Raw genomic sequence first — 12,245 nt, forward strand, 5'->3', positions numbered from 1 at the left:
ATTACCGCACGCATTGAATCGCTCGCCCGAGGCAAAGTCCGCGGGAAGTCAGTTCGCCGAGCCGCCGATGAACTGTCGCAGCCAGTCGAACCAGGCGGCCATGCCGGCACCGGTGCGCGCACTCACCGGCAAAATCGTGGCCGATGAATTGACCGTGCGGACAGCGGCGACATAGGAGTCGAGGTCGACATCCAGATAGGGCACCAGATCGATCTTGTTGAGCAACACCACGTCCACGGCGCGGAACATCACCGGGTACTTCAGGGGTTTGTCATCACCCTCGGGGACTGAGTAGACCATCACTTTCGCGTGCTCGCCGACGTCGAATTCGGCGGGGCACACCAGATTTCCGACGTTCTCGATCACTACCAGGTCAAGGCGGGCCAGGTCCAGTCGCTGTAACGCGCGATGGACCATGGGTGCGTCGAGGTGACATTCGCCGCCGAACCCGTTGCCGGTGTTCAGCAACGAAATCTGGGCGCCACGGCCGCCGAGCTTGGCGGCGTCAAGGTCGGTGGCGATGTCACCCTCGATCACGCCGACGGCGACTTCGCCGGCGAACTCGTCGAGGGTGGCCTGCAGCACCGTCGTCTTTCCTGAGCCCGGAGAGCTCATCAGATTGAGCGCGCGAACATGGTGGTCGGCAAACAGCGTTCGATTGATGCCGGCGCGGGTGTCGTTCTCGGCGAATATCGCCTCCAGCACCTCGACCCGCTGGCTGCCGGTGGTATAGCCGCTGTGATCGCCGTGCTCGTGGGCATGGTCGTGCGGGTGGTCACCGTGTTCGTGGGTGTGGCCGGTTCCGTCGTCGTGTCGATGAAATCTACCCATCTTCAACACCTTTCACGAGACATCTAACGACGTCACCAAGAATTCGTTGCCGCGCAGCACCTCGACGTCGGCGCTCTCGCACTCCGGGCATGACAGTGACCACTGTGAGTCGATCGTCGAATGACGGCCGCAGGAGCGGCAGTTCACCTCGGCGTTGACGAACTCGAATTCCAACTCTGCATCGGGCATGTCCTCGTAGTCTCGCAAGAGCGTCCAGCAGAACGACAACGAGTCGGGGACTGCCTGGCGGAGCGCGCCGATCCTGACACGGACGACGTCCACATGCTTTCCGGTGGCATATGGGCGCACGATGTCGGCGATTGCCTGACACAGCGACATCTCATGCACAAGCCATCACCACCCGCAGGTGCGCAGCCCTCGAGGCGCGGAGGCCCATGAGCACTGTTCTACACCCCCGGCGCGACGGACAACAGGCGCAAACTCGTCCATGTCGGGCCATCGCGGAGAGCACCCATCGCCGGAGAGCACAATGGACCTCATCGGTAACTCGCACGGCAAGGAGTCGACAGTGACACACGATCAGCACGGCCACGACACAGCGCACACCCACGAACACCAACACGACGAGCTCGCTCACTCGCATCCGCACACCAGCCACGACCATGACCATCTCGAGCACGAACACCCGCACTCGCACGGCGAAGGAGCCGAGCACACCCACCCGCACACGCACCAGGACGACCTGCCGGACGATCACCGTCACACCCACAGCTGAGCGCGGACGGGCTCGGCTGTGCCGACTGCCAGATCAGTCGAGAAGTCCCAGCAACGCGTTCTCCACGACCTCGGGCAGCGCCGGGTGGATCCAGTATTGACCGCGCGCCATATCGTGCACGCTCAGACCGAAGGTCATCGCCTGAATCAACGGCTGGATGATCGAGGAGGCCTGGTGGCCCATGATGTGCGCACCGAGCAGCCGCCCGGTCGTGGCGTCCGAGATGAGTTTCACGATGCCGACGGTGTCTTCGGCGGCCCAGCCGTAGGCGACGTCCGCGTAGTCCTGAATCTTGCAGGAGACGTCGAAACCCTGTGCTACGGCTTCGTTCTCGGTCATCCCGACGTAGGCGATCTGCGGATCGGTGAACACCGCGGCGGGGACGTACCGGTGATCGGTGGCGGTCATCGATGCGGTGTCGTCCCAGTCGCACAGTAGGTTGCGTTGGACGACGCGCGCCTCGTGGTTGGCGACGTGCTTGAGTTCGTACGGCGACGACACATCGCCGAGCGCGAAAACGTTGCGTGCCGAGGTCCGTTGATATTCGTCGACGATGACGCGGCGATCGTCGAGCTTGATGCCGACCTTGTCGGCATTCAGCCGGTCGCCGTTGGAACGTCGTCCGGTGGCCACCAGCACCGCGTCGGCCTGGAGTTCGGAACCGTCGTCGAGTTCGAGCACGATGCCGGAACGGCTTTGCTGCGAGCCGAGGATGTTGCGGTGGCTGCGGACCTCCCATTTGCTCGACGCGACCTCGGTGAACCGCTGCGACAAAGTGTCGTCGAGATGCCGCAGCAGTGAGCCGCCGCGGATCACCATCGAGATGCGGACTCCGAGCGCGGCGAAGATGTGCGCGAATTCGCATGCCACGAAACCACCGCCGATGATCGCCAGATGTTTCGGTAGTTCCGGAATCCGCATGATGTCGTCACTGGTGTAAAAGGGCACCCCGCAGTCGAGGATGGCCGGCGGGACTTCGGCTCGTGCACCCGCGGCGATCACCACCTGCTCGGTGGTGAACTCGGCGCCGTCGTCGGTCTGCAGGAGGTAGCGGCCGTCGTCCTGCACGCCGGAGAAGCGGGTGTGGGTGCCGTAGACATCGACGTTGGGTTGCGCGCGCCGGTAGCCTTCGCCGCCGATCGCGATGGGGTCGATGCGGCCGAAGACCCGGGAGACGATGTCGTCCCATCGGACCCGGTCGATGTGCGCGTCGATGCCGTAACGCGCGGAGTTACGGATAGTTTCGGCGACCTCGGCCGCGTAGACGAACATCTTGGTGGGGATGCACCCGACGTTGAGACACGTCCCACCGAAGGTTCCCTGCTCGCAGATCGCCACCCGCTTCGTGGCGTAGCGGTCGTCGAGAATGCTGTTGCCGGAACCGGTTCCGATGATCGCCAGATCGTAGCTTTCCATCCAGTAGCCCTTCAGCCGTTGTGGGACGCGACGCCCGCGGCCGCATCCAGGTATTCATCCAGCCAGGAGTCCAGGCGCTGGTAAGCGGCCCGCCGCGGCTGCGGCATCGACAGGAACACATCGTGTTTGGCGTCGATGATCGGCACGATCGTACTCAGGTTGCCGATACAACCGGCCCAGCGTGCGATGTGCTTGACGTCGAGGACGGCGTCGCCGCACTGCAGGGCGACCGCGTCGGATCCCTCGATCACGCTGTGGTCGGAGCGCAGGATCAGGTTGGGTACGCCCACGTCGAGTCCGTGGTGCAGCTTGAGCTGCCCGCTCCGTACCGCGGAGAGCCAGCCGAACGTAATCGGGAAGCCGCCCAACGGTTTCCACTGCAGGTTGTAGTCGAACTCCCCGTGGTAGTCGCGATGCAGGCTGGCGCCGTAGCCCCCGCCGGTTTCGCTTGGAGCGCGGGCAACCCGCTTGTCGCCGAAGCGCGCGATCGCGGCGATCAGCGCCCTGGTGGGCGGCCAGCGCAGCGGCATCGGGCCGGGCAGGTCGAGGAACGGGCTGTTGAGCACGAGCCCGGCCACCCGTTTCCGGGCGGTCGCGCCGTCGCGCCGGGTCCGGTCCAGCCACAGCGAGACGATCAGTCCGCCGGCGGAATGCCCGTACACCAACACCGGTGCCGATCTCGTTTCCCGGTCAATGATTTCCAGCGCGCGATCGAGCTCACGGTCGTAGCGCGCCAGGTCGGTAGTGAAGTGCGGCGTCAAGTCCGGACGCGACGAGCGCCCGCACTTGCGCAGATCCAGTGCGTAGAAGGCGATGCCCCGGCCGGCGAAGTGATCGGCCAGCGCGGTGTGGAAGAAGTAGTCGGTGTACCCGTGCACCGCCAAGACCGCATGGGCGGCCGGCGCCGCGTCGCCACGACGCAGCAGCGTCGCGTCGATCGCGCCCTCGCCGTCGGGGTCGTCACCCAGCGGGATGGTGAGTTGCCAGTAGCCGGGTAGGACGTCGGGCTGCCAGCCAGTCACGCACGCCAGCTTAAAGCGTGGCTGCGGGCGTGGGGATCGGTGACACCACGGTCGCAGGGCAGCGGGTCCGCTCGACTCCGGATAACCTGACGTCACACGCAGCTCCTCCAGCGCTAAGGATGACCGTCTCGGTGCCAGGTCCGCAGTCAGCGACAACCCGCAAGTTCGACGCCGTGCTGGTCGGGGCCGGGATCATGAGCGCGACACTGTCTGCTCTGTTGCGCCGGCTGGAACCGGACTGGGCGATCGCGATCGTCGAACGGCTCGACGGCGCCGCAGCCGAGAGCAGCGACCCGTGGCACAACGCCGGCACCGGGCATGCCGGGTTGTGCGAGCTGTTCTACACCCCGCAGCGGCCGGACGGTTCGATCGACATCACCAAAGCGGCGCGGGTCAACGAGCAATTTCACCTCACCCGCCAGTTCTGGGCGTATGCGGCCGAGAACGGGATGATCCCTGATGTCCGTGGCTTTCTCAATTCCGTTCCGCACGTCAGCTTCGTCCGAGGCGCCGGGCGTGTCGACTATCTGCGCCGTCGCCAGCGGGCACTGGCCGACAATCCGCTGTTCGCCAGGAACGAATTATTCGAGGGCGCTGACGAATTCACTCGTCGGCTACCGTATATGGCTGCCGGTAGCGACTTCTCGAGGCCTTCGGCGCCCATTGCGTTCACGTGGGCCGCCGAGGGGACCGACGTCGACTTCGGCGCACTGGCACGCCAACTGATCGGCTACGGCGTGCGCAACGGCACCGCCGCGTGGTTCGGCCATGAGGTGCGCAACCTGTCCCGCCGGCATGCCGGCGGCTGGACGCTGACCGTCCGCAATCGCCGCACCGGTGAAAACCAGAAGCTGGACGCTGCATTCGTTTTCGTGGGCGCCGGGGGACAGGCCCTGCCGCTGTTGCAGAAGTCCGGCATCGAGGAAGCCAAGGGTTTCGGCGGATTCCCGGTCGGCGGCAGATTCCTACGCAGCGGCAATCCGGAGATCACCGGTGTGCACCGGGCCAAGGTCTACGGTCTGCCCGAGTCGGGGGTGCCCGGGATGACGGCAGCACACCTGGACACCCGGATCGTCAACGGCACACCATGGCTGATGTTCGGGCCGTTCGCCGGATGGTCGCCGAAATTCCTGAAGCACGGACACGTCAGCGACCTGCCGCGATCTGTCCGGCCCGGCAATGTCGCCACGCTCGCGGGGGCAGGCCTCGGCCAGCGGGAACTGCTGCGCCACTTGATCGGCCAGCTGGGCAGGTCGACGTCAAAGCGCGTCGACGCGTTGCGCGAATTCGCGCCCAGTGCAATGGATTCCGATTGGGACCTGATTATTTCCGGGCAGCGGGTCCAGGTGCTGCGGCCCGACACACGCCGCGGGGGCCGGCTCGAATTCGACACCACCGTGCTTGCCGCGGCCGACGGCAGCATCGCCGGACTACTCGGCGCGTCGCCGGGCGCCTCGACCGCGGTGTCGGCAATGCTCGACGTGCTTCAGCGCTGTTTCCCCGACCGGTATCCGGCGTGGCGTCCGATGCTCGAGGAGATGGTGCCGTCGTTGGGTGCGTCCCTGTCCAGCGAGCCCGCGCTGTACGAGGAGGTGCGGTCGTGGACCGCCAAGGCGTTGGGGCTCGAGCCATGAGCGCGGCTTTGCGCCGCGCGCGGCGAGGGCCACACCACCCGGCTGCTGCGCGCCGCGCTGGCCGAAGTCGGCGACTACCCGTGCCGGATCAACGCTGGGGTATATCTAACGGACATGTATGCCCAGCACGGATTCGTCCGAGACGGCGATGACTTCCTCGACGACGGCGTCCCGCACGTGCCGATGCTGAGCAGTGCAGCGCACGCATGACGACACCGGAGAGCCCGTATCTGGTCGGCCTGCGGCTGGCCGGCAAGAAGGTCGTCATGGTCGGCGGCGGCAGCGTCGCGCAGCGTCGTCTCCCGCTTCTGGTTGCCAGCGGAGCGGACGTCCACGTGATCAGCCGCGCCGCCACCCAATCGGTCGAAGCCATGGACGGAATCACGTTGTCGCTGCGCGACTATCGCGACGGCGACCTGACCGGCGCGTGGTACGCGATCGCGGCCACCGACGACCCTGCGGTGAACGCCGCGATCGTCGCCGAAGCCGATCGCCACCGCATCTTCTGCGTCCGGGCCGACATCGCGATCGAGGGCAGCGCGGTGACCCCCGCGTCGTTCGAATACGCCGGGCTGTCGGTGGGCGTGCTGGCCGGCGGCGAGCACCGTCGCTCGGCGGGCGTCCGCTCCGCTATTCGCGAGGCGCTGCAGCAGGGCGTGATATCACCGGCAAGCTTCCAGAGCGACGACGTGATCCGCGGCGGTGTGGCGCTGGTCGGCGGCGGGCCCGGCGACCCCGAGTTGATCACCGTGCGGGGCCGGCGGCTGCTGGCGCAGGCCGACGTCGTCGTCGCCGACCGACTGGCCCCGCCGGAACTGCTCGCCGAGTTGGCGCCCAACGTCGAGGTGATCGACGCTGCCAAGATCCCGTACGGGCGGGCGATGGCCCAGGACGCCATCAACGCCGTCATGATCGAGCGGGCCCGGGCCGGCCATTTCGTGGTGCGCCTCAAGGGCGGCGACCCGTTCGTCTTCGCCCGCGGCTACGAGGAAGTGCTGGCGTGTGTCGACGCTGGGATACCGGTGACCGTTGTGCCGGGTGTGACAAGCGCCATAGCGGTGCCCGCATCCGCGGGCGTACCCGTCACTCATCGGGCGATCAACCACGAGTTCGTGGTGGTCAGCGGGCATTTGGCGCCGGACCACCCCGAATCGTTAGTGAATTGGGATGCGTTAGCGGCCATGACCGGAACCATCGTTTTGCTGATGGCGGTCGAACGCATCGAACTCTTCGCCGAAGTCCTGCTAAAAGGGGGCCGACCTGCGGATACGCCGGTGGTGGTGGTTCAGCAGGGTACGACGGCCGCGGAGCACACGTTGCGGGCCACGCTGGCGGACGCGCCGGAAAAGATTCGTTCGGAGGGCATTCGACCTCCCGCGATCGTCGTTATCGGCGCTGTGGCGGCCTTCGGCATTTAAAGGATCCCTAAGATTACTGTAGGGTAAGTTCTTATGACGGCTCTCAACGATGCAGAGCGGGCTGTCCAACGATGGACAACTGAACCCTCGAAGCGAGCAGTTCACATGCCCCCAGTGCACCCAGAAAAGACCGCCGAGTCCACGTCGACGAAGACGTCGACTCCGTGGATGCCGACGCGCCGATTCTTCACCGCGGTCATCGCCATCGCCGGCATGCAGTTGATGGCGACCATGGACGGCACCATCGCGATCGTCGCCCTCCCCAAAATCCAGAACGAGCTGAGCCTGTCCGATGCCGGCCGTAGCTGGGTGATCACCGCCTACGTGCTGACCTTCGGTGGCTTGATGCTGCTGGGTGGCCGCCTCGGCGACACCATCGGCCGCAAGCGGACCTTCATCGTCGGTGTCTCGTTGTTCACCATTGCCTCGGCTCTGTGCGGGATCGCCTGGGACGACGTCACCTTGGTGATCGCCCGGTTGCTGCAGGGGGTGGGCGCCGCGATCGCCTCGCCGACCGGCTTCGCGTTGGTGGCCACCACGTTCGCCAGAGGGCCGGCCCGTAACGCCGCCACTGCGGTCTTCGGGGCCATGACCGGTGTGGGGTCCGTGATGGGCCTCGTCGCGGGTGGCGCCCTCACCGAGGTGTCCTGGCGGCTGGCGTTTCTGGTGAACGTGCCGATCGGGCTGGTGATGATCTACCTGGCCCGCACCGCGCTGCGGGAGACCCACCGCGAGCGGATGAAGCTCGACGCGGCCGGCGCCGTGCTGGCCACGCTGGCCTGCACGGCTGCGGTATTTGCGTTCTCGACCGGACCCGAGGCGGGCTGGATCTCGTTCACCACACTCGGTTCGGCCGGACTGGCGCTCGTGGCGTTCATCGCGTTCGCATGGGTCGAGCGCACCGCCGAAAACCCGGTGGTGCCGTTCGAGCTGTTCTTCGACCGCAATCGGCTGGCCACCTTCGTCGCGATCTTCATGGCCGGTGGGCTGTTGTTCACCGTCACGGTGCTGGTCGCGCTCTATGTGCAGGACATCATGGGGTATTCCGCGCTGCGCGCCGGTGTCGGCTTCATCCCGTTCGCGATTGCGATGGGCATCGGGCTGGCTGGCTCGTCGCAGCTGGTGTCCCGCTTCCAGCCGCGGGTCTTGGTGATCGCCGGTGGCGCGCTGGTGGTCGGCGCAATGGTGTACGGATCCACCTTCAATGGCGCCATGCCGTACTTCCCGAACCTGATCGTGCCGGTCGTCATTGCCGGTGTGGGTATTGGCATGGTGGTCGTCCCAGTGGCGCTGTCGGCGATCGCGGGCGTCGGCTTCGATCAGATCGGCCCGACCTCGGCAATTGCGCTGATGCTGCAAAACCTCGGTGGCCCCGTCGTTCTCGCCGTCATCCAGGCTGTCATCACGTCGCGCACGCTGTACCTCGGCGGTAGCAACGGCCCGGTGAAGAACATGAACGCCGCGCAATTGGATGCGCTTGACCACGGCTACACCTACGGGTTGTTGTGGGTGGCGGGCGTGACCGTCATCGTCGGCGTGGTGTCGCTGTTCATCGGTTACACCGCCGAGCAGGTGGCGCACGCGCAAGAAGTCAAGGACGCCATCGACGCCGGCGAGCTCTGAGCTCGTTCCCTCGCCCGCCAGACAGCAGTCACGGTCGTGATCCGTTGAGGATCACAGCCTTGGCTTCTGCTTGGCGATCAACTCCGACCGCCCGTTAGGCTTGCGCGCTGTGATCACCCGGATGTCCGAGCTGTTCCTGCGTACGCTGCGCGACGACCCCGCCGAAGCCGAAGTCGCCAGCCACAAGCTGTTGATCCGCGCCGGCTACGTCCGGCCGATCGCGCCGGGCGTGTACAGCTGGCTGCCGTTGGGCCTGCGGGTGCTGCGCAACATCGAGCGGGTCGTCCGCGAAGAGATGAACGCCATCGGCGGCCAGGAGATCCTGTTCCCGGCGCTTCTCCCGCGCGCGCCCTATGAGACCACCAACCGGTGGACCGAATACGGCGACGGGGTGTTCCGCCTCCAGGACCGTCGCGGCAACGACTACCTGCTCGGCCCTACCCACGAAGAGCTCTTCGCGCTGACGGTCAAGGGGGAGTACAGCTCCTACAAAGACTTTCCGCTGACGCTCTACCAAATCCAGACCAAGTACCGCGACGAGGCGCGCCCCCGCGCAGGCATCCTGCGCGGCCGCGAGTTCGTCATGAAGGACTCCTACTCCTTCGACCTCGACGACGCCGGTCTCAAGAACGCCTACCACGCCCACCGCGAGGCCTACCGACGCATCTTCGGCCGGCTGGGCATCGACTACGTCATCGTGTCCGCGGTGTCCGGTGCGATGGGCGGCTCGGCGTCCGAGGAATTCCTTGCCGAGAGCCCGATCGGCGAGGACACCTTCGTCCGCTGTCTGCAGTCCGGCTACGCCGCCAACGTCGAAGCCGTCGTCACCGCGCGACCGGACAGCCTGCCCGTCGACGGACAACCGGAGGCCGTGGTGCACGACACCGGTGACACCCCGACCATCGCGACACTCGTCGAGTGGGCCAGCGGTGCCAACCTGGGTCGTGCCGTCACCGCCGCCGACACCCTGAAAAACGTCTTGCTGAAAGTGCGCCAACCAGGCGGTGATTGGGAGCTACTGGGCATCGGCGTGCCCGGCGACCGCGAGATCGACGACAAGCGGCTGGGCGCCGCACTCGACACCGCCGAGTACGCCTTGCTCGACGACGCCGACTTCGCCAGGTATCCCTTCCTGGTGAAGGGATACATCGGCCCGAAAGCGTTGCTGGACAACAATGTTCGCTACCTGGTCGACCCGCGGGTGGTCGACGGCACCAGCTGGATCACCGGCGCCGACCAACCCGGCAAGCACGTCGTCGGCCTGCTGGCCGGTCGCGACTTCACCGCCGACGGCACCATCGATGTCGCCGAGGTGCGTGACGGCGACCCCTCGCCCGACGGCGCCGGGCCGCTGGTCTCCGCCCGCGGCATCGAGATCGGCCACATCTTCTCACTCGGCCGCAAATACACCGACGCGTTCACCGTCGACGTACTCGGCGAGGACGGCAAGCCGGTCCGGCTGACCATGGGCTCCTACGGGGTCGGGGTATCGCGGCTGGTGGCCGTCATTGCCGAACAGCAGCACGACGAGTTGGGGCTGCGCTGGCCGGCCGAGGTGTCGCCGTTCGACGTGCACTTGGTGATCGCGAACAAGGACGCCCAAGCGCGCATCGGGGCCACCTCGCTGGCCTCCGACCTGGATCGGCTGGGCATCGAGGTGCTGCTCGACGATCGCACCGCCTCGCCCGGGGTGAAGTTCAAGGACGCCGAACTGCTCGGGGTGCCGTGGATCGTCGTGGTGGGCCGCGGCTGGGCGGACGGAAAAGTGGAGCTGCGCAACCGCTTCAGCGGTGAAACCCGTGAGCTGGTGGTCGGTGCCGGGCTGGCCACCGACATCACTGCCGCCGTCACCGTCTGACTAGTCCGCGCCGGGAAAGGCGGTGGTGATCGGCCATTCGCCGAGTTGCTGCTTCCAGCGCGCGCACAGCACCGCGCTCTGGGTCAGCGCTGTCACGCCGAACGTCCGGTCGGCACTGCTGCGCGCCTGCTCGACGAACGCGCGCCAGGTGACTTCGGTGTCTTCTTCCATGCGCACTGCCAGCTTCTCGGCGTCGGTCGGGGTGTGCACCAGCATCGGCAACAGGTAACCGGCAGCAGCCACCGGGGCCGCCACCGAGCGGCCGGTCAGCAGCGAGATGGCCTGGTCCCGACGCTCGCGATGCTGATTCAGCGCCGACGACACCAGCGTGTTCACCTCTGGCGCGCAGCGTGCGGACACCATGCCGTACCCGTAGATGACGGCATGCTCGTTGGCCAACGCGGCGCACAGCGCTTTGTCGGCCGGGGTTTCGGCGGTCGACGGCTCAGCAGAGGTCACGACGCGGTGCCTCCGAACGCCAGCGCGACGGTGTACGACGCGGTGCACGCCGCGGCGATCGAACCGAGCAACCCGGCGCGATACCCCGACGAGCTGCTCGCCAACTGACGGGCACTGTCCGCCGACGCCTTCAGCGCGTTGACCACCGAGGCCAGTGGGGGCGGGGGAGCGGCAGCGGCCGACGTGGTGGTGGTCGGGCCCGTCGTCGCGGGAGGCGTCGAGGTCGGAGCCAGCCGTTTGATCTCGGTCGCCAGCGCTTGAGCATGTTGGGTGCGCTCGGCAGCGACCTGCTGCAGCGCCGCGCTGACCTGTTGCGGTGCGCCCACGGCCGCCGCGGTTGCCAGTTCGCTGTCCTGGCGTGCCGCGGTCAGCTGCGCCTCGAGTTCGTCGACGGCCGGTGGCGCGGGCGGTGAGCTGCATGCGGACGCCGCGATTGCCGCGGCGGCTAGTGCGACGCCGCCGGTCAGCACCCGTCGTCGGTTGACCAGCGGGTCGAGACCAGGCTCGGCGCGAAGCATTGCCACATCCTGCCATTGCCGCGAAGGGGGCCTGTCACACCAGGTGACCTCGGTGCGATCACGTCTTACCGCGCCTTCCTGGCGTATCGTGGGAAGCCGGTTCCTCGGGATCGCCGAGTTTTCGGTGTCGCAGGGCCGGCTGACCGGACAACTCAAGACGAGGAGCTCGCCGTGGCCACCGGGCTACCGTCACAGACGCAGGTGATCGAGCTGCTCGATGGTGAGTTCGCGCGCGCCGGATACGAAATCGAAGACGTCGTCATCGACCAGCGGTCGCAGCCGCCGCGGATAACGGTCATCGCCGATGGGGACGCCGCACTCGATTTGGACACCGTCGCCGAGCTTTCTCGTTCGGCCGCCAGCCTGCTGGATGCGGAGCGCGACATCGGCGGTGCCTACGTGCTGGAAGTCAGCTCGCCCGGTGTGGACCGCCCGTTGACGAGCGAAAAGCACTTCCGTCGGGCGCGGGGCCGCAAGGTCGAACTGGTGCTGACGGACGGATCGCAGCTCACCGGGCGGGTGGGCGAAATCGTTGATGGCACGGTGAATGTCGTGGTTCGCAACGGCCGGGACTGGACGGTACGCCCGATCGCGCTCGACGATGTCACCAAAGCTGTTGTCCAGGTCGACTTTTCGCCGCCACCTCAACGAGAGCTGCAGCTGGCGGGCATCGATCGAAGCGCAGAGCCGGAGGGCGGCGCATGATCCCACCGGCGACGATTGACAGGGC

Annotated in this window: 12 protein-coding genes and 1 pseudogene; 7 read left to right on the plus strand and 6 right to left on the minus strand. The window is 66.7% G+C overall.

The genetic code is table 11. From position 1 onward, the window contains the following. Positions 1-48: 48 nt before the first annotated feature. Both hypB and ABDV69_RS01390 read right to left on the minus strand, forming a co-directional pair. Entirely contained in the window at positions 49-831 is a 783-nt protein-coding gene (gene hypB, locus ABDV69_RS01385) for a hydrogenase nickel incorporation protein HypB (RefSeq protein WP_343571542.1), read from the minus strand. Positions 832-843: 12 nt separating this feature from the next. Then, entirely contained in the window at positions 844-1,179 is a 336-nt protein-coding gene (locus ABDV69_RS01390) for a hydrogenase maturation nickel metallochaperone HypA (protein WP_343571543.1), read from the minus strand. Positions 1,180-1,360: 181 nt separating this feature from the next. Between ABDV69_RS01390 and ABDV69_RS01395 the strand changes: the two genes are divergently transcribed. Then, the gene (locus ABDV69_RS01395) at positions 1,361-1,567 is read left to right on the plus strand and encodes a zinc transporter Slc39a7 (protein ID WP_343571544.1); all 207 of its coding nucleotides are present in this window, start codon (positions 1,361-1,363) and stop codon (positions 1,565-1,567) included. A gap of 33 nt (positions 1,568-1,600) precedes the next feature. Here the strand turns inward: ABDV69_RS01395 and mtr are convergent, their stop codons facing one another. Together mtr and ABDV69_RS01405 are read right to left on the minus strand one after the other, a co-directional pair. Continuing rightward, positions 1,601-2,983 carry a mycothione reductase gene (gene mtr / locus ABDV69_RS01400; RefSeq protein ID WP_343571545.1) on the minus strand — a complete coding sequence of 461 codons (1,383 nt, stop codon included), beginning with the start codon at positions 2,981-2,983 and terminating at the stop codon, positions 1,601-1,603. 11 nt (positions 2,984-2,994) lie between these two features. Further along, entirely contained in the window at positions 2,995-4,005 is a 1,011-nt protein-coding gene (locus tag ABDV69_RS01405) for an alpha/beta hydrolase (RefSeq protein ID WP_343571546.1), read from the minus strand. Positions 4,006-4,136: 131 nt separating this feature from the next. Between ABDV69_RS01405 and mqo the strand changes: the two genes are divergently transcribed. The 5 genes and pseudogenes from mqo (at position 4,137) to ABDV69_RS01430 (ending at position 10,538) form a co-directional block, all read left to right on the plus strand. Next, positions 4,137-5,639, plus strand: coding sequence for a malate dehydrogenase (quinone) (gene mqo, locus ABDV69_RS01410; protein WP_343571547.1), 1,503 nt, complete (start codon positions 4,137-4,139; stop codon positions 5,637-5,639). Between the two features lie 15 nt (positions 5,640-5,654). Next, positions 5,655-5,849: pseudogene (locus ABDV69_RS01415) on the plus strand (GNAT family N-acetyltransferase); the annotation flags it as partial. Further along, on the plus strand, positions 5,846-7,057 hold the full coding sequence (gene cobA, locus ABDV69_RS01420; RefSeq protein WP_343571548.1) for a uroporphyrinogen-III C-methyltransferase: 1,212 nt from the start codon (positions 5,846-5,848) through the stop codon (positions 7,055-7,057). The pseudogene ABDV69_RS01415 and the gene cobA, both read left to right, overlap by 4 nt. A 33-nt stretch (positions 7,058-7,090) precedes the next feature. Continuing rightward, positions 7,091-8,680, plus strand: coding sequence for an MFS transporter (locus ABDV69_RS01425; protein ID WP_343571549.1), 1,590 nt, complete (start codon positions 7,091-7,093; stop codon positions 8,678-8,680). A gap of 109 nt (positions 8,681-8,789) precedes the next feature. Beyond that, positions 8,790-10,538 (plus strand): proline--tRNA ligase, encoded by a 1,749-nt coding sequence (locus ABDV69_RS01430; RefSeq protein WP_343571550.1) that lies wholly within the window; start codon positions 8,790-8,792, stop codon positions 10,536-10,538. On the opposite strand, the gene ABDV69_RS01435 is transcribed toward ABDV69_RS01430, so the two are convergent. Further along, a complete protein-coding gene (locus ABDV69_RS01435) occupies positions 10,539-10,997 on the minus strand; it encodes a ferritin-like domain-containing protein (RefSeq protein ID WP_343571551.1) in 459 nt (152 codons plus the stop codon). Next, positions 10,994-11,515: a hypothetical protein gene (locus ABDV69_RS01440; RefSeq protein ID WP_343571552.1), complete on the minus strand. Its 522-nt coding sequence runs from the start codon at positions 11,513-11,515 to the stop codon at positions 10,994-10,996. The genes ABDV69_RS01435 and ABDV69_RS01440 overlap by 4 nt, the downstream gene beginning before the upstream one ends. Before the next feature lie 171 nt (positions 11,516-11,686). Here ABDV69_RS01440 and rimP point away from each other — a divergent pair, with 171 nt between their 5' ends. Further along, positions 11,687-12,220 carry a ribosome maturation factor RimP gene (rimP, locus tag ABDV69_RS01445; RefSeq protein WP_343571553.1) on the plus strand — a complete coding sequence of 178 codons (534 nt, stop codon included), beginning with the start codon at positions 11,687-11,689 and terminating at the stop codon, positions 12,218-12,220. The last annotated feature ends 25 nt before the right edge of the window (positions 12,221-12,245 follow it).

The organism is Mycobacterium sp. (genome assembly GCF_039583785.1).
In the GTDB taxonomy this organism is placed as follows: Bacteria; Actinomycetota; Actinomycetes; order Mycobacteriales; family Mycobacteriaceae; genus Mycobacterium.